We start from the raw sequence: 16219 nt of genomic DNA on the forward strand, positions 1-16219 counted from the left end.
CACCCGCACAGCCCGCCCACCACCCCGTTCGCGTCAATGGACCATTGCACCCCTCAGACGTATGTAGTGGTCCATTCACGCAGATCAGCTCCGCGGGTGAATGGCACATTGCAGCGCTCAGACGTGTGCAGTGGTCCATTGACGCAGGACCCGAGCGCCGAGGGCAACGGCAATGACAACAAGTTCGGCGAGCAGGATCCAGAACAGCAGCGCGATGTCTGGAGCCCAGCGGGCCAGTGTCGAGATCGGCGCATCGGCGAGTGTGGGCAGCGAAAAGTACAGCAGTCCAGCTGCGCCGAGGGCGGCCAGTGCATGCGCGGGTGCCCATCGTCCGGGAGCGGTTCGGAATCCGAGGAGCGCTCTCGTCGCGCAGATCGCCAACAGCACCGCGAGGGTGGTCGACGCGATCAGTGCAACTTCGTACAGACCGAAGCCGGCGGTACGAGGGTCGTCCATGCCGAGTCGCGTGAGCACGAGGGAGCGGGCAGCCGAGGCCAGAGCATCGGCCTCGAGCTCGCCGTATCTGTTGGTCGCGAACACCACTGCCAGGTGTCGTTCCGGAACGAGTGCGACGTGAGTGAAGTAGCCGGGGACCGCACCGGAATGCCACCGCATCTCGGTACCGTCGGGCAGCGTTTCGACGTACCACCCGTATCCGTACGCCGCCCCCGAACCTGTCGGCACCGTATCCGGACTGTTCGACGCCGGAGCGGTCAGTTGCCTGGATGCGTAGCGTGAGAGTTCGTCGATGGAACCGCTCAGGTAGCCGTAACCCATTCCTGCGGAGTCGATTCCGGTATCGATTCTTCGGGGGAAGGTGAAGAACGGTACGTGGCCGGGTGCGACGGTGTCGGCGGTGTGCACCCCGGTCTCACGGGCGACGACGTCGGCGAAAGGTTCGGCGGTGGCCTTCTCGACGATCGCTTGCAGCAGTAGGTAGTTCAGGCTCGAGTAACGGAAGGTGCCGCGTTCGGCGGCCCTGACGTCCAGGGCGGGGAGGATGTCGAGCGCTCGCTCCGTGCGCCCCCACACGTCCAGTTCGGTCACATCGTGCGGGAGGCCGCTCGTGTGGTGGATCAGGTCGTCGATCGTGACGTTGTCCGGAAGGATCGAATCACTCTCCGGCAGAATCGAATTCACGGATCCATCCAGCGTCAGGGCTCGGTGTTCGGCGAGTGAGTACACCGTGGCCGCCGTCACCGACTTCGATACCGAACCCCACACGAACGGAGTCGTCTCGTCGATCGGCGCACCGTCTCCGTCCACCCCGTACTCGACGTTCTCCAAGACCTCGTGCTCGGAGACGACGCGGAACGCGACTCCCGGCAGTCCGAGTTCGTCTGCGACGGCTCGGATGTCCGACGCCACGCCGGGGTCCGGTGGGGTGGGGGAGCCTGCGGTCAGGACTGCTACGACGGTCAGCAGGGCGTGGACGATGCGCATGATGGGAGTGAATCAACTTCATCGCGGTCGACGCCTCGGTGAACACCCTGATTTCACACCTGAGATCAGCTTCCGCCTATCGGGTCGTTCCTGCAAGCTCCACTCCTGCGCGGACGAGGCCTGCGATCCAGGGCATCACGTCGTCGTAGGCCGCCAGGGATCCGGGTAGGTGGTTCGCGCCCTCCACCGGGATGGCCGGCAGATCGTATTCGCGGTAGGTGACGTCTGCGCCCAGATCGCGCCAGCGCCCGAGCAGGGTGCGGCTCTGCTCGACGGGCACGGTGTCGTCCTCGACTGCGTGCGAGAGATACACCGGCATGGCAGGGGCGATGCGCCCGACGGTGTTCGTCTCGGTGATCTCGGCCAGCACCGGGTTGCTCAGTTGCTCGGTCAGTGGTCGGCCGTCGCGGGTGAGCTCGGTCGTTCGTACGGTTGCGGTGGCCGCGGGGTCGGTGGTGCACCAGTTCTGTGCGGCGTCGAGCGCGGCGATCCCGTCGGAGTCGAAGAGGTCGCGGATGCCTGCCGCTCGTTCCGGGTAGGCGTTGATCATCCCGTCGACCGTGAAGAGCGCGGCACTACCGAGGCGGGTGTTGTCGAGCGTGTCGATGTTGAGGGTCGGATCCGCCGGTGGCGCACCGACGTACGCTCCCCGGACGTTCAGCTCGGGAGCGTAGGTGGCGGCGAGTTCGGCACCGGATGCGGACGCGAACCCGCCTTCGGAGTAGCCGAACAGCACCACCGGGGTGGTCGGCTCGACGTCCGCTGTTCTGGCGGCGTCCAGCAGCGCACGGCCCGAGGCGATTCGGTTCAGGTACGTGTGCCCGCCGGGGGTGCCCAGGCCCTGGTAGTCGGTCGCGACGACGCGATATCCGGCCAACAGCAGCGGCAGGATGGCCGGGGACGAACCGACTGTCCCGAGAACAGCCGATCCGGCGCAGCGGTCCGCCATACCGGAGGTGCCGGGCGCGTACGCGATCACCGGCCGGGGTCCGGGGCCGACCCACGGAGCGGTGGGGGTCATGGTGTAGCCGGATACGACCATGGGCTGATCGTGTGTGTCGGTGGACCGATAGAGAATCCGCTCGATGTCGAATCCGAGACCGAACCCTTTGGGCGAGTTGACGGGCAGGCTTCGGACCACCTCGCCGAGCGTCGCGGTGTCGACCGCCGCAACCGGCGCGTCGTAGAACTCCGTCAGAGGGCTCGCGCCGGCCGTCGGCGTCGAGAATCCGGCGATCGCGATCGACAGGATCGCGGTTGCCACGATCGTCGCTGCGCGCGGGCAGTTTCTCGATTGTCGCACCCGTCGTGTCGACATCTTCGCACTCGGTAGCCCGGTCACCCCGCTGACGTTAGCCTGAGAAACAGGCCCACAGAGGGTCGACTACGAAAGGATTCGGTTCGATGCCAACTCGTACTTCACGCACAGCTTGGAACGGAACGCTGGAACAAGGTTCCGGTCAGGTCGAGCTGTCCAGTTCCGGCGCGGCGACTTTCGATGTGTCGTTTCCCAAGCGCGCCGCCGAGAACGCCGACGGCACCACCAGTCCCGAGGAATTGATCGCCGCGGCTCACTCGAGTTGCTATGCGATGCAGTTGTCGGCGTTGATCGCCGAGGCGGGCGGCACCCCACAGAGCCTCGAGGTCACCGCCGATGTCTCGCTGGGTCCCGATGAACCGGGTTTCAAGCTGACCGGCATCAAACTCACCGTGCGGGGCGAGGTCGAGGGTCTCGACGCAGACGGCTTCGCGAAGGCGGCTCAGGCGGCAAAGGAAACCTGCCCCGTCAGCAAGGCTCTCACCGGTGTCGAGATCACATTGGACGCGGCTCTCGAAAGCTGAACGGACAAATCGCCCGATGTGAGACTGGCGAACAATCGTCAGGTTTGAAATAGTTCGTTACTCGACCCATCTGCAGGGTGATTCGGTTACGAATCGTGTTCAAACGTCGGGTTCGATCGGCTGATGCGTACGTTCGGGGTATGCACCGACCGGCCTAGGAAGGATCAGCCCCACCATGTTGTGGACGCGCTTCCTGGGCCTCGGTGTACTCGCCGTAGCGGCGTACGCAATAGCCCCACCGGGGATACCCCAGGGTGCGATATACGCAATCGTGCTTCTGGCCACAATCGTCGCGTTCGTCTACCGCTACTTTCGGGAACCCGGGCCGGACAAGCGGACGTGGAAGTACATGGCCGTCGGCGTCGGCTCCTGGGGTATCGGCGACGTGCTGATCGCGATGGTGCAGGTCAGCGGTGGACGAGTATCGACGTTCTCCTCGTCCGACATCTTCTACCTGTTCGGCTATCTGGTGATCGCCGTCGGCTTCGCACGAGCCGCCGACGAGAACGGGCTCGTGTTCGGGTGGGAAGAACTGCTCGAGTGTCTGGTGGTTGCAGTCGGTATCGGACTCGCCACTTGGGTGTTCGTCATCCCCGGCGATTCGGCGTTGTCGTTTCCGTCGGCGATGGAATTGTGGCCTGCCACGGTCTACCTCACCATCGACGCGTTTCTGCTCACGCTCGTCGGAAGTCTGTACCTGCTGACCCGCTCGACAACGGTGCCGTTCCTGGCGGCAGCGGCCGGAGTCGTGTTCCTGGTGTCTGCCGATTTCGCGTCCTATGCCACGGTCGACTCGTCCGAGCTCTACCGTTCGACCCTCCTGAACACGCTGTGGTTGGCCGCGTACGTGTGTTTCGGAGTGATCGCCCTGCACATTCCGGAGCGGGCGGTGTCGCGGGTCGACCGGTCCAGCCCCTTCAGATTCGGGCGTGTGAGATTTCTCGGACTCGCGGTCGCGGTCGCCGTGACACCCCTCGCGATGGCTGTTCAGTTGGCCCGGGGGGTTCCGGTCCAGCAGTGGGGGTGGGTGATCGTGCTGTCGTCGGCGATGATCATCGCGCTCGTCGGGTGCCGTATCGCGTACTTCCTCGAGACGCTGCGGCGGCAGGCCGCAGTGCTCGAGGACGTGGCTCGGACGGATGCGGTGACCGGGCTGGCCAGTCGCCGCCTGCTCCGAGAGCGGTTGGACACGATGCTCGCCGGACGCGGCGAGTCGGACGTATTCACGCTCGTGGTGGACATCGACCGCTTCGCGCAGATCAACGAGACCTTCGGGTACAGCGTGGGAGACAGTGTCCTGCGCGAGATCGGTCATCGCCTGGTCGCATCGGTGCGATCCGACGACCTCGTCGGACGGCTCGGTGGGGATCAGTTCGTCGTCGCCATGCGCAGGCGTCCCGGCCAGATCGACGTATCGGACACCGCCGAGCAACTCCAGTTCGCAGTCAGTAGAACGATGTTCGTGCACGACATCAACGTGGCACTCGACGCGACGGTCGGAATCGCAGCCATAGAAGTCTGCCCGGCGGCCTCGGGTTCGGGTTCGGGTCCGGCGACCGTGTCGATAGACGGCGAATCGATGCTGCAGCGGGCGCACGTGGCCCTGACTGCCGCGAAGGCGGGCCACACTCGTATCGGTCGCTACGAACCCGACATGGATCGCGACCGACACGATCACATGCGGTTGCTGGGCGAACTCGACAAGGCCATCGGTGACCACCAGCTTCGAGTGTTCTTTCAGCCTTGCCTGGATCTGGAATCCGGCAGTGTCGATCGCGTCGAGGCGTTACTGCGGTGGCAGCACCCACGTGAGGGTCTGATCGGACCGTCGATGTTCCTGCCCGACGCCGAGCGCACCGGTATGTTGCCCGCCATCACCGCCCTCGTGCTCGACGAGGCCTTGGCTCAGTGCAGCGAGCTGCGTCGACGTGGAGTCAATCTGTCTGTCTCGGTGAATCTTTCGGTGAGAAACCTACTGGACGAGACGCTCACCGAACAGGTCGCGGCCGCGTTGGCGAAACATTCGGTTCCCGCGCATGCCCTGGAGTTCGAGGTCACCGAGACAACGGCGATGACCGATCCGGTGCGCTCGGTGAACGCGTTGACGTCCCTTCGTGGCCTCGGCGTCACCATCGCGATCGACGACTACGGCACCGGCTACAGCTCGTTGGCCTATCTGCAGACTCTGCCGGTGCAGACTCTCAAGATCGACCGCTCGTTCGTGTCGAAGATGAACACCGAAGAGACCGACGCATCGATCGTGCGCTCGACCATCGACTTGGCTCGAAGTCTCGGGGTGCGGGTGATGGCCGAGGGAGTCGAGGACGCGGGCACGTTGGACGCGCTTCGAGAATTGGGCTGCGACGGTGCTCAGGGCTACTTCCTCGGCAGGCCGATGCCGGCCGAGTTCCTGGCCGAAGCTGTGGCGAAACTGGATTCGCAAATGCCGACGAGACTCGAATGGGAGCTCGCCCGCGAACGCATCTGAGCGGACGCGTGCGCTCTTCAGGACACGGCAGGCACGTCCAGTACGACCTCGAATTCGAGCAGGGATGCTCCGGACGAGACCGGCTTCGCAGAACTGGCTCCTGCGTGAGCCTCCCGCGACGGTCCCGCCGACCATGCCTGGAACGACTCCTCGTCCTCCCATTGGGTGACGACGAAGTAGCGCGACTCGCCCTTGACCGGCCGCAGCAGTTGGAACCCGAGGAAACCCGGGGAGCCGTCGACCGACCCGGCGCGCGCGGCGAAGCGCTTCTCGAGTTCGGGGCCAGCGCCCTCGGGTACGTCGATCGCATTGATCTTCACAATGGCCATGCCCGCGAGATTACTCCGCCGATATGCTCGGTGGTGATGCTCTACGACGAGGGTGGATCCGGCCGATCGATTCTGCTGCTGCACGGGCTGATGGGCAGCGCCTCCACCTGGCGGCGGCAGGTTCCGTGGCTTCGAGAATTCGGGCATGTGCACTCCTACGATGCGCCGGGGCATCGTCGTCCTGCGCCGACCGAGCTCACGACCGAGTTCTTCGTGGCCGACCTGCTCGAGCATCTCGAGGCGTTGGGTCCCAGTGTGCTGATCGGCCATTCGATGGGCGCACTGCACGGTTGGTGTGCCGCCGCCGAGCGCCCCGACCTGGTTTCCGCCATGGTGGTCGAGGACATCTCTCCGGATTTCAGGGGACGGACCGCCGATGATTGGGCAGCGATGATGCGGGCGTGGCCGCAACCCTTTCCCGACGCCGATGCGGTGCTGGCATTCTTCGGAGATGTTGCGGGACAATACTTTCTGGATTCCTTCGTGCGAAGTGACGATGGCTGGCACCTGCACGGTGAGGTGGACGTCTTCGAAGCGATCTCGCAGGAGTGGGGGACTCGACACTTCTGGGACGAGTGGGATGCCGTCGACGCTCCGGTGTTGCTGATCGAAGGTGAACACACCATCACCCCGGCCGGTCAGATGCAGCGAATGCACTCGGGCAAGCCCGGATCGGCGTACGTGCGGATCGAGAAGGCGGCGCACCTGATTCACGACGAGGCACCCGAGGGGTATCGCACGGCGGTGCAGGAGTTCCTGCGCGCACTAGGATGATCCGAATGCCGCTCGCGAAGCTCAACGGAATCGACCTCAACTACGACGTCACCGGCGACGGTCCGCTGGTGGTGTTGGTGATGGGTACCGGTAGCCCGGGACGCGTGTGGCGAACCCATCAGGTTCCGGTGCTGGTGAAGCAGGGGTACCGGGTGGTGACCTTCGACAATCGGGGTATCGCACCGTCTTCCGAGTGCGCGAGCGGAATGACGCTCGACGATCTGGTCGCCGACACCGCTGCCCTCATCGAACACCTCGGTGGCGGGCCTGCACGCGTCGTGGGCACCTCGATGGGAGCGCGCGTGACGCAGGAACTGGCCTTGGCCCGGCCGGATCTGGTGTCGCATGCAGTGATGATGGCCACCTTCGGCAAGACCACCACTTTTCGTGCGCAGATGTCGAAGGGTGAGAAGGATCTTCACGACGCCGGGGTCGAACTCCCCGCGTCGTATCGGGCGGCGATGACTGCGATGCAGAACTTTTCGCCGAAGACCCTCGCCGACGACTCGGCGATCGGTGATTGGCTGGCGATCCTCGAATACTCCGGTGGCAGAAAGACTGCGGGTATGCGTGCGCAGATCGGACTCGAAATGCGTTCAGGGACGGACCGATTGGCGGCGTACCGGGCGATCAGGGCGAAATCTCTGGTGATCGGATTCGCCGATGATCGCATGATTCCGGTGCAGCAGTGCCGCGACGTCGCCTCCGCGATACCCGGTGCGCGGTACGTCGAAATCGCCGACACCGGTCACTTCGGATACCTCGAACGCCCCGATGCGGTCAATGCTGCGCTGGTGGAGTTCCTGGCGTCCTAGCCGTCCGAGCCCTCGCCCGCGAGGGCGAACAATCCCGATTCGGTTTGTTCGATCAAGCCGTCGGTGAGCAGTGAATCGAGAGCTCGGTCGCGTTGGGTCGGGTCGGTGGTCCAGACGATGTCCAGCTGAGCGCGCTCGACCGGTCCGGTGCTCTCGCGCAGCACCGACATGAGCTTGCCGCGCACCTGACGATCCGTCCCCGCGAACTTCTGGACCTTCTTGGCCGGGCCGGTGTGCGCGGGCCTGCCTGCCTCGATCCAGGCGCACTCCGGCAGTGGGCACAGCAGGCAGGCCGGATTCTTGGCGGTACAGATCAGTGCGCCCAGTTCCATCAACGCCGCCGAGTAGCGCGCGGCGCGCGGGACGCTCTCGGGGAGCAGCTGTTCCACATCGGCCAGATCCCGCGAGGTCGAGGGATTTCCGGGCTCGGCGTTGCCGTGCATCGCACGCGCGACGACGCGTCGAACATTGGTGTCCACCACAGGAACTCGCTGACCGTAGGCGAAAGTCGCGACCGCCCTTGCGGTGTATGCGCCGATGCCCGGCAGACCCAACAGAGTCTCGACGTCGGTTGGCACCTCGTCGCCGTACTCTTCGGCGAGCACCCGGGAGCACTCGTGCAACCGCAGTGCTCGACGCGGATAGCCCAACTTGCCCCACGCGCGGAGCACTTCGGCCTGCGAGGACGCGGCCATCGCCGACGGCACCGGCCAACGCTGCACCCACTGCTCCCAGATGGGCGCGACCCGCACCACCGGCGTCTGCTGCAGCATGATCTCGCTCATCAGGATCTGCCACGCGCTGACGCCGGGCCGTCGCCACGGCAGGTCGCGTCCGTCGGTGTCGAACCACCCGAGCAGTGCGTCGGCATCGATCGGCAAGTGGTCGCCCTTCTCGTCGTGTCCGTGATCGGTCCCAACAGTAGTCAACCCGACTCGCCGGTAACTCGATCCACGTGCACAATGAAACCCATGCCTGCTTCGAATCCGATCGCTGCCTGGAAGTCACTCAAGGAAGGCAACCAACGGTTTGTCTCCGGAGAGGTCCTGCACCCGTCGCAGGGTATCGAGGATCGCGCCCGCCTCGAGAGCGCTCAGCATCCCGGTGCCATCCTCTTCGGCTGCGCGGATTCGCGTGTTGCTGCAGAGATCATCTTCGATCAGGGCCTCGGTGACATGTTCGTGGTGCGCACGGCAGGCCATGTCGTCGACTCTGCGGTTCTGGGCTCGATCGAGTACGGCGTCGCGGTGCTGAAGGCGCCGCTGATCGTGGTGCTCGGCCACGATCATTGCGGTGCAGTCAAGGCGACCGTCGACGCCCTCGAGAGTGGCGACGTACCCGGTGGCTACATCCGCGACGTCGTCGAACGCGTCACCCCGTCGGTGCTCTCGGCCCGCCGCGACGGCTACCATGCCGTCGACGAGTTCGAGGCCCGCCACGTCGAGGAAACCGGAAATCTGCTGATGCAGCGTTCCCGAATCGTCGCCGAGAAGGTCGAAGCCGGAGAGCTCGCGATCGTCGGGCTCACCTACCAACTGTCGAAGGGTCATGCGCAGTTGCGTGAGGTCATCGGCGACATCGGCGAAATACCAGCCTGAACCACTCCGATCCCATCTCGGTGAGTTCGCTGACGCGACACGCCGCGTGGGCTCAGGGATAGCGTGGCCTCGGCCGCATACGGTTGATTCGTGTTGGAACCGACCGGGCCTTTGCCTCCCGAAATCTACTGGCGACGCCGTGCGCTCGCCATCGGTGCGGCCGTTGTCGTCCTCGGATTGATCGTGTGGTTCATCGCCTCGCTCAGTGGCGGTTCCGACGACACCGAGGCCGCTCCTGCAGGTGTCGTTGCGGCTCCGGCGACGTCCTCGGCTCTGCCGTCACCCAGCTCCTCTGCCTCCGATGCCGATTCCGCCGGTGCAGGTGGCTCCGGTGGCGGTTCGGGTGGATCAGGTGGTTCCGGCGGTTCCGGCGGCTCGGGTGGAGCTACCGACTCCGCTGCCGGTGGTGGCGCAGCTGCAACCACCAGCGGCGCGCCGGCTCCGGTGATCGCCAATCAGTGCTCGGATCAGTCGCTCGCGATCAAGGTGACGCCGGAGCAGGCCACCTACAGGCTGGGCGAAGAGCCCGTGTTCACCGTGGTCATCACCAACATCGGCTCCACCGAATGTCAGCGCGACGTCGGTGCCGGGTTGCAGCAGGCGCTCGTCTACACCCTCGACAATCAGCGCATCTGGTCCAACATCGACTGCTTCCCCAACGCTGCTTCGGATCTGCGCACCTTCAAGCCCGGCGAACAGGCCGGCTTCACCGTCAAGTGGTCGGGTACCAACTCGGTTCCCGGCTGCGGCGAAGAGCGCATCCCGGTCGGCGTAGGTGCCTACCAGGCGATCGCCCAGCTCGGCGAGCTCAAGAGCGCGCCGGAGCCGTTCAACATCACCGGCTGAGTACGGTCGACTCTCATGACCACCTCGACAGCACTCGCCCGAGCGGCCTACAAGACGCTCGAACCCTTCCACGTCACCGCGTACTTCAATCCCGAACTGGGATCGGCGTACGAGGACACCGGCCTCGACGGGCACGCCTGGTACGTCGGAGCTCGGGCTGCTCCGATGGGTCCGTGCGCGCCGAGTGTCGTCGCTGCTGCGTTCTACAACTTCAATCCGGTACTGATCGAGCGTGCGTGGCCTGCCGCCGTGGCCGTCGGACTGGAGACGGTGTCCGATCGTCGGTGGGCCCTGCTCGACTCCGTTCTCGGCACGGCTCTCGGCTCCCTGGCGGACGACCCTGCGCTCACCGAGTTGGCGGGGCGTCTGGGCGATATCGGCGACACCGCCTCGTTCGCGGGCCGACCGCTCGCCGCGGCGTGGCACTCCGCCGCTCGACCGGAGGTACCGCATCTGGCCCTCTGGCACTCGATCACCGTCCTGCGCGAATGGCGCGGTGACGGCCACCTCGCCGCGCTGATCGACGCAGAACTCGACCCAACGGAAGCGGCCGTCTTCCACGAGGCCGACCGGCCGAACCCGCAGCCCGGCCGTCGGGCGCTCGGCAAGCGCATCACGCAGCTCACCCGGGAATGGTCCGAGAGCGAATGGGGTTCTGCCGCAGAACGACTCGCTGCCCGTGGACTGCTCACCGTCTCCGCCGAGGGCGAGACGTTGACCGATGACGGCGTCGCGCTCGATCAGCACATCGAGGATCGCACCGACATCATGGCGTCGGCCGTGTGGAGAGACGTCCCCGATGCCGAGGAGTTGATCACGAGCGCACGACCGTACGTGAAGGCCGTGATCGATGCAGGCTTCCTGCCGGGGACGAAGAAGAAGGCGTCCTAGTCGTACGGTCCCGAGATCGAGGCCTCGGCCAATCTGGAGAGGCCTTCGCGGATGTGACGGGCCCACAGTCCACCGATGCCGTCCACGGACTGCAGGTCGGCCGAGGTGGCCGCGAGTAGCCCCTGCAGGGTGCCGAACGCGCCGACGAGTCGGTGAATCTGGCTGAACTGCAACCGCGGAACTCGGGTGAGCACCCGGTACCCGCGGGGGCTCATCGGGGTGTCGAGGGCCTCGATGGTCGCGGGATATCCGAAGGCTCGGGCCAGCGTCGTCAGATCCAGCAGATCGACGTCGGTCAGCTTGTCCAGTGCGGCGAGTGCCTTCTCGACTCCGGTGGTGCTCGACGGTTCGTTCCCGGCCAGGTAGTCACGGACGATCAGTTGGCGATCGACGTCGTTGTCGCCCAACAACTCTTCGAGCTGGAGCGCGAGTTGCCTGCCGTCGGTGCCGAGTTCCAGGACGTTCTGTTCGATCTCCACCGACACTCGCCGCACCATCTCGAGACGCTGCGCGACGGTCAGGGCATCGCGCAGGGTCACGAAGTCCTCGATCTCGACGACCGAGAGTTGACGGGTGTTGTCGTCGAGCCTGGCCTTGTAGCGCTCGAGGGTCGCGACGGCCTGATTGGCGCGCGAGAGGATGGTGGCCGAGCCCTCCACGACGTGCCTGACGCCGCCGATGTAGACGCTGACGATGCTCATCGACTGGCTCACCGAGACGACGGGATAGCCGGTTTGCATGGCGGTTCGCTCGGCGGCGCGGTGCCGGGTGCCGGATTCGACAGTGGGGATCTTGTGGTCCGGTACGAGCTGCACATTGGCCCGGACGATTCGTTTGCCGTCGGTCGAAAGTACTACTGCGCCATCCATTTTCGACAGCTCGCGAAGTCTGGTCGGCGCGAACTCGACATCGAGCTCGAATCCGCCGTCGCAGATGGCCTCGACCTCGTCGTCGTATCCGAGGACGATCAGGCCGCCGGTGCGGCCGCGCAGAATTCGCTCGAGACCGTCGCGCAGGGCGGTTCCCGGTGCGAGCCGGGCGATGGTCTCGCGCAACGCTGGGGACGGCGTGGTGCCCTCCATGGCCAACCCCCTCGTGTCGTCTCGGCGTGCGGCGTGGTTGCTGCCCGTGCGGGCGATGCATGTCTGCGGATAAAGAGTACTGCGCAACTACGTGCAGGCAGCCCGACAAAGAATACTGCCCGGTGTCATACGGGCCGCATACGCGTGTAGGTCAACGCCTCGCCGACGTTGGTGACGGTCTTGACCTTGATGCCGTCCGGTATGGGGCCTGCGTCCTCGGGGACGATGGCGTAGTTGAAGCCCAACCGCGCGGCCTCGGCGAGGCGGCGACCCAGTCCGGCGACGCGGCGCACCTCGCCTGCCAGCCCCACCTCGCCCAGAATCACCATGCCCGGGGGCAGCGGCTGATCGCGGACCGCCGACGCCACGGCCGCAGCCAGCGCGAGATCGGCGGACGGTTCGCTGGTGCGCATGCCGCCGACCGTCGCCGCATAGACCTCCGCCTTGGACACCTTGACCCCGCAGCGGCGTTCCAACACGGCCAGGATCATCGCCACGCGGGCGTGATCGAGCCCACTGACCGCGCGCCGGGGCGACGGCATCGCGGTGTCCACGATCAGTGCTTGCAGCTCGGCCAACAGCGGCCGTTTGCCGTCCATCGTGACGGTGACGGCAGTGCCGGGCACGGCGTCGCCCCGATGATGCAGGAACAGCCCGGACGGATCACTGATGCCGACGATCCCGGTTTCGCGCAGCTCGAAGCAGCCGACCTCGTCGGATGCGCCGAACCGATTCTTGACGCCGCGGATCATCCGCAGAGTCGAGTGCTTGTCGCCCTCGAAGTTGAGGACCACGTCGACGAGGTGCTCGAGCGAGCGCGGACCTGCCACCGCGCCCTCCTTCGTGACGTGCCCGACGAGCAGCACCGCAACCCCGGTCGTCTTGGCCAGCGTGGTCAGCGCGCTCGTGATGGCGCGAACCTGGGTGACACCGCCGATGACGCCGTCGACGTCCGCGGCGAGCATCGTCTGCACGGAATCGACGATCAGCAGGCTCGGCTCGACCTGCTCGACGTGGCCGAAGACGGTGGCGAGGTCGGACTCGGCGGCGAGGAAGACGCGCTCGTGTACCGCGCCGGTCCGATCGGCACGCAACCTCACCTGACCCGCCGACTCCTCGCCCGTGACGTAGAGCGCTCGGCGATCGGGTGCCGATCGGGCCCACCGATGCACCACCTCCAGCAACAGCGTCGACTTGCCGACTCCGGGCTCGCCGGCGAGGAGCACGACCGAACCGGGGACGAGGCCGCCACCCAGAACACGATCGAACTCGTCGATTCCGGTGGTGTTGGCCTGCGAGGTGGCACTGCTGATGGTCGTCAGAGCTGCAGCGGGCGTGGTGGGAATCATGGCCCCACCGCCCGAACGAAGGGCCGATGCGCCTGCGCGTGTGGCGAGCGGAGCAGCGGTGGCCTGGACTTCGTCCATCGAGCCCCAGTCACCGCACTCGGGGCAGCGACCGACCCATTTGGAGACCGAGTGACGGCACGCGGAGCAGCGGTAGCTCGACTTCAGTTTGACCACGCCGCGAGCCTAACGATGGGCACCGACAGGGTCGGGGCGGCGGCTACTCGCCTTCGCTGTGCTCGGTCACCGCGGACTCGTCGCGCTCGAGCTCGTGGCCGGCATCGACGGGAACGTTGACGACGACCTCGCCCGCGTTGGCGAACTCGAACGTGACCGGCAGGGTCAGGCCCGGCCGAACGTTCTCGGAGATGTCTGCCATCTCGACCTTGATCAGCTGGATCGGCAGCAGCGGATCGTCGAGCTGAACGTCCGCGGGCGTACCTGCGCCGAGCGCGGTCAGCGGAGCGATCTCGGTGCTGCCCGATTCCGCCTCGTCGACGATGGTGACCTCGGCCTCGGGGGAGGAGATGCCGGTCAGCTCGTCGGCCACACCCGGGTTGGAGTTGATGGCCGTGAAACCGAGCTCGACGGTGCCGCCGGGCTCGATGCTGTACTCCTGCGAATCGGGGTACACCACGTGCACGTTGCGCAGCTGGATGTCGCCGACGTCGACGGAGTTGCCGTTGACCGCGGCGACCTGAGTGGCCGTCTGGGAGATCTGACCTGCGCCGCACGCGGTGAGGGCGAGCGCGCCACCGGCGAGAAGAGCGAGGGCAGCGGCCGTCCTGCGATGGCGGCCAAGCGGTGTCGCAGCGTCGATTGCAGTCACTTCGGTCGTCCTCCATGTGGTGCCGGGCCGGCTCGGTCCATCTCGTCCACTAGGGAGAGTAGTAGTTCTCGTCCACCGGCCGCTCGTGGGGTCTGCCGGTGGCCCGATGACGCCAGGTGAGGGTGCCTGCCGAGTGTGAGGACGACGCAGTGACGCACGTGAAAATGTGGCCCCGGATACACGTCGATCGGTCTGTGTCAACCCCTGATTCGGCACCACTATGCCCCTGACCTGCACCGTTGATATGAGCCGTGGTATTCTGGGTAAATCGAAAGGGGCACTTGTCACATGATTTTCAAGGTCGGAGACACCGTCGTTTACCCCCATCACGGAGCGGCGCTGATCGAAGCGATAGAGACACGCACCATCAAGGGTGAACCGAGAGAGTATCTGGTTCTCAAGGTCGCGCAAGGCGACCTCACCGTTCGAGTTCCCGCGGACAACGCAGAATACGTAGGCGTTCGCGACGTCGTCGGGCAAGAAGGTCTCGACAAAGTCTTCCAGGTGCTTCGCGCGCCGCACACCGAAGAGCCCACCAACTGGTCGCGCCGCTACAAGGCCAACTTGGAGAAGCTCGCGTCCGGTGACGTGAACAAGGTTGCCGAGGTCGTCCGTGATCTCTGGCGACGTGAGCAGGACCGCGGCCTGTCGGCAGGCGAGAAGCGGATGCTCGCCAAGGCGCGTCAGATCCTGGTCGGCGAGCTCGCACTCGCCGAGGGAACGGATCAGGCCAAGGCCGACACCATGCTCGACGAAGTTCTCGCTACAGCTTCCTAGAGTGAACGGTACTTCCGGCGACGTGGTCGCCCTGGTACCCGCAGCAGGCAAAGGCCTTCGGCTCGGACACGACGAGCCGAAGGCATTCGTCTGTCTGGGCACCGATTCTCTCCTGACACGCTCCGTGGACGGTCTTCGGGCCTCGGGGGCCGTCGATCGCATCGTCGTCATCGTGCCGGCCGAGCTGCTCGACGCGGCCCGTCGTCATGTCGGCGACGACGTCGTCGTCGTGGCCGGAGGGCTCGAGCGCACCGATTCGGTGCGCGCCGGTCTGGCCGCTGTCGGCGATGCGGCCGTCGTACTCGTCCACGACGCAGCCCGTGCCCTCACCCCACCGACGCTGATCGCCCGCGTCGTGGCCGAGGTGCGGGCCGGACGCTCCGCCGTCATCCCCGTCCTCCCGGTCGTCGACACCATCAAGGAAGTCGACATCATGGGCGCGGTGGTCGGTACCCCGGACCGTGCGAGTCTGCGCTCGGTGCAGACTCCGCAGGGATTCGACGCCGACGTCCTGCGCCGGGCGTACGACGCCGCATCCGACATCTCCACCGACGACGCGGGCCTCGTCGAGCGCATCGGCGAGACGGTGCACTCCATCGTCGGCGACGCACTCGCGTTCAAGATCACCACTCCACACGACCTACTACTGGCACAGGCCCTGCTGTGAGAGGCGCGCTATGAGAGTCGGCATCGGAACCGACGTCCATCCCATCGCTCCCGGTCGGCCCTGTTGGCTGGCGGGTTTGCTGTTCACCGATGCGGACGGACTCGACGGGCATTCCGACGGCGACGTGGCCTCGCACGCCCTGTGCGACGCATTGCTGTCCGCGGCGGGACTGGGCGATCTCGGATCGGTGTTCGGGACCGGGCGTCCGGAATGGGACGGGGTCAGTGGAGCCGCCATGTTGACCGAGGTCAAGCGGCTGCTCGACGAGGACGGTTTCGCGATCGGCAACGCCGCGGTGCAGATCATCGGCAATCGGCCCAAGATCGGACCGCGCCGTGTCGAGGCTCAGGAAGTTCTTTCGCGGGTGCTCGGTGCGCCGGTATCGGTGTCTGCGACCACCACCGACGGGCTGGGGTTGACCGGTCGTGGTGAAGGAATCGCGGCCATCGCGACCGCACTTGTCATGACGAGGTAAAACCACCGGTAGCATTG

General features: G+C 65.8%; 17 protein-coding genes. 10 read left to right on the plus strand and 7 right to left on the minus strand.

The features are described from left to right. Window positions 1–117: 117 nt before the first annotated feature. Together CH273_RS06185 and CH273_RS06190 are read right to left on the minus strand one after the other, a co-directional pair. On the minus strand, window positions 118–1443 hold the full coding sequence (locus CH273_RS06185; RefSeq protein ID WP_052050014.1) for a serine hydrolase domain-containing protein: 1326 nt from the start codon (window positions 1441–1443) through the stop codon (window positions 118–120). A 76-nt stretch (window positions 1444–1519) separates the two neighbouring features. Next, window positions 1520–2785 (minus strand): lipase family protein, encoded by a 1266-nt coding sequence (locus CH273_RS06190; RefSeq protein ID WP_230596974.1) that lies wholly within the window; start codon window positions 2783–2785, stop codon window positions 1520–1522. Between the two features lie 62 nt (window positions 2786–2847). On the opposite strand from CH273_RS06190, the gene CH273_RS06195 reads away from it, so the two are divergent. After that, the gene (locus CH273_RS06195; RefSeq protein WP_032397201.1) at window positions 2848–3285 is read left to right on the plus strand and encodes an OsmC family protein; all 438 of its coding nucleotides are present in this window, start codon (window positions 2848–2850) and stop codon (window positions 3283–3285) included. Between the two features lie 175 nt (window positions 3286–3460). Next, window positions 3461–5773, plus strand: coding sequence for a putative bifunctional diguanylate cyclase/phosphodiesterase (locus CH273_RS06200; protein WP_052050013.1), 2313 nt, complete (start codon window positions 3461–3463; stop codon window positions 5771–5773). A gap of 17 nt (window positions 5774–5790) precedes the next feature. Here CH273_RS06200 and CH273_RS06205 read toward each other — a convergent pair whose 3' ends face one another. After that, window positions 5791–6102, minus strand: a complete 312-nt coding sequence (locus CH273_RS06205) for an antibiotic biosynthesis monooxygenase family protein (RefSeq protein WP_032397200.1) — start codon at window positions 6100–6102, stop codon at window positions 5791–5793. Between the two features lie 36 nt (window positions 6103–6138). On the opposite strand from CH273_RS06205, the gene CH273_RS06210 reads away from it, so the two are divergent. Both CH273_RS06210 and CH273_RS06215 read left to right on the plus strand, forming a co-directional pair. After that, complete coding sequence (locus CH273_RS06210) at window positions 6139–6876, plus strand: alpha/beta fold hydrolase (protein ID WP_032397199.1); 738 nt, start codon at window positions 6139–6141, stop codon at window positions 6874–6876. A gap of 5 nt (window positions 6877–6881) precedes the next feature. Next, window positions 6882–7691, plus strand: a complete 810-nt coding sequence (locus CH273_RS06215; protein WP_032397418.1) for an alpha/beta fold hydrolase — start codon at window positions 6882–6884, stop codon at window positions 7689–7691. Here the strand turns inward: CH273_RS06215 and CH273_RS06220 are convergent. Beyond that, complete coding sequence (locus CH273_RS06220) at window positions 7688–8572, minus strand: HhH-GPD family protein (protein WP_032397198.1); 885 nt, start codon at window positions 8570–8572, stop codon at window positions 7688–7690. The two genes, CH273_RS06215 and CH273_RS06220, sit on opposite strands and share 4 nt — an antisense overlap. Before the next feature lie 90 nt (window positions 8573–8662). Here CH273_RS06220 and CH273_RS06225 point away from each other — a divergent pair, with 90 nt between their 5' ends. The 3 genes from CH273_RS06225 to CH273_RS06235 all read left to right on the plus strand — a co-directional run bounded on the left by CH273_RS06225 (window position 8663) and on the right by CH273_RS06235 (window position 11026). After that, entirely contained in the window at window positions 8663–9289 is a 627-nt protein-coding gene (locus CH273_RS06225) for a carbonic anhydrase (RefSeq protein WP_032397417.1), read from the plus strand. Window positions 9290–9379: 90 nt separating this feature from the next. Further along, window positions 9380–10135: a hypothetical protein gene (locus CH273_RS06230; RefSeq protein ID WP_032397197.1), complete on the plus strand. Its 756-nt coding sequence runs from the start codon at window positions 9380–9382 to the stop codon at window positions 10133–10135. 15 nt (window positions 10136–10150) lie between these two features. Next, window positions 10151–11026 (plus strand): SCO6745 family protein, encoded by an 876-nt coding sequence (locus CH273_RS06235; protein ID WP_032397196.1) that lies wholly within the window; start codon window positions 10151–10153, stop codon window positions 11024–11026. Here the strand turns inward: CH273_RS06235 and disA are convergent. The 3 genes from disA to CH273_RS06250 all read right to left on the minus strand — a co-directional run bounded on the left by disA (window position 11023) and on the right by CH273_RS06250 (window position 14283). Beyond that, window positions 11023–12108 carry a DNA integrity scanning diadenylate cyclase DisA gene (gene disA, locus CH273_RS06240; RefSeq protein WP_032397195.1) on the minus strand — a complete coding sequence of 362 codons (1086 nt, stop codon included), beginning with the start codon at window positions 12106–12108 and terminating at the stop codon, window positions 11023–11025. The two genes, CH273_RS06235 and disA, sit on opposite strands and share 4 nt — an antisense overlap. Window positions 12109–12233: 125 nt before the next feature. Beyond that, window positions 12234–13631, minus strand: coding sequence for a DNA repair protein RadA (gene radA, locus CH273_RS06245; RefSeq protein WP_032397194.1), 1398 nt, complete (start codon window positions 13629–13631; stop codon window positions 12234–12236). Between the two features lie 43 nt (window positions 13632–13674). Beyond that, on the minus strand, window positions 13675–14283 hold the full coding sequence (locus CH273_RS06250) for a copper chaperone PCu(A)C (protein WP_032397193.1): 609 nt from the start codon (window positions 14281–14283) through the stop codon (window positions 13675–13677). A gap of 288 nt (window positions 14284–14571) precedes the next feature. Between CH273_RS06250 and CH273_RS06255 the strand changes: the two genes are divergently transcribed. The 3 genes from CH273_RS06255 to ispF are packed head-to-tail and all read left to right on the plus strand — an operon-like array spanning window position 14572 to window position 16202. Further along, window positions 14572–15060 carry a CarD family transcriptional regulator gene (locus CH273_RS06255; protein WP_027494344.1) on the plus strand — a complete coding sequence of 163 codons (489 nt, stop codon included), beginning with the start codon at window positions 14572–14574 and terminating at the stop codon, window positions 15058–15060. 1 nt (window position 15061) lies between these two features. After that, window positions 15062–15727, plus strand: a complete 666-nt coding sequence (gene ispD, locus CH273_RS06260; RefSeq protein WP_032397192.1) for a 2-C-methyl-D-erythritol 4-phosphate cytidylyltransferase — start codon at window positions 15062–15064, stop codon at window positions 15725–15727. A gap of 10 nt (window positions 15728–15737) precedes the next feature. Beyond that, the gene (gene ispF / locus CH273_RS06265) at window positions 15738–16202 is read left to right on the plus strand and encodes a 2-C-methyl-D-erythritol 2,4-cyclodiphosphate synthase (protein WP_032397191.1); all 465 of its coding nucleotides are present in this window, start codon (window positions 15738–15740) and stop codon (window positions 16200–16202) included. Window positions 16203–16219: the final 17 nt, after the last annotated feature.

Source organism: Rhodococcus sp. 05-339-2 (assembly GCF_002258965.1).
GTDB lineage: Bacteria > Actinomycetota > Actinomycetes > Mycobacteriales > Mycobacteriaceae > Rhodococcoides.

Coding starts and splice junctions, on each gene's coding strand:
- CH273_RS06195 (WP_032397201.1), top strand. CDS start 2,848: ATGCCAACTCGTACTTCACGCACAGCTTGGAACGGAACGCTGGAACAA.
- CH273_RS06235 (WP_032397196.1), top strand. CDS start 10,151: ATGACCACCTCGACAGCACTCGCCCGAGCGGCCTACAAGACGCTCGAA.
- CH273_RS06205 (WP_032397200.1), bottom strand. CDS start 6,102: ATGGCCATTGTGAAGATCAATGCGATCGACGTACCCGAGGGCGCTGGC.
- CH273_RS06255 (WP_027494344.1), top strand. CDS start 14,572: ATGATTTTCAAGGTCGGAGACACCGTCGTTTACCCCCATCACGGAGCG.
- CH273_RS06225 (WP_032397417.1), top strand. CDS start 8,663: ATGCCTGCTTCGAATCCGATCGCTGCCTGGAAGTCACTCAAGGAAGGC.
- CH273_RS06200 (WP_052050013.1), top strand. CDS start 3,461: ATGTTGTGGACGCGCTTCCTGGGCCTCGGTGTACTCGCCGTAGCGGCG.
- CH273_RS06215 (WP_032397418.1), top strand. CDS start 6,882: ATGCCGCTCGCGAAGCTCAACGGAATCGACCTCAACTACGACGTCACC.
- ispF (WP_032397191.1), top strand. CDS start 15,738: ATGAGAGTCGGCATCGGAACCGACGTCCATCCCATCGCTCCCGGTCGG.
- disA (WP_032397195.1), bottom strand. CDS start 12,108: ATGGAGGGCACCACGCCGTCCCCAGCGTTGCGCGAGACCATCGCCCGG.
- CH273_RS06210 (WP_032397199.1), top strand. CDS start 6,139: ATGCTCTACGACGAGGGTGGATCCGGCCGATCGATTCTGCTGCTGCAC.
- CH273_RS06185 (WP_052050014.1), bottom strand. CDS start 1,443: ATGCGCATCGTCCACGCCCTGCTGACCGTCGTAGCAGTCCTGACCGCA.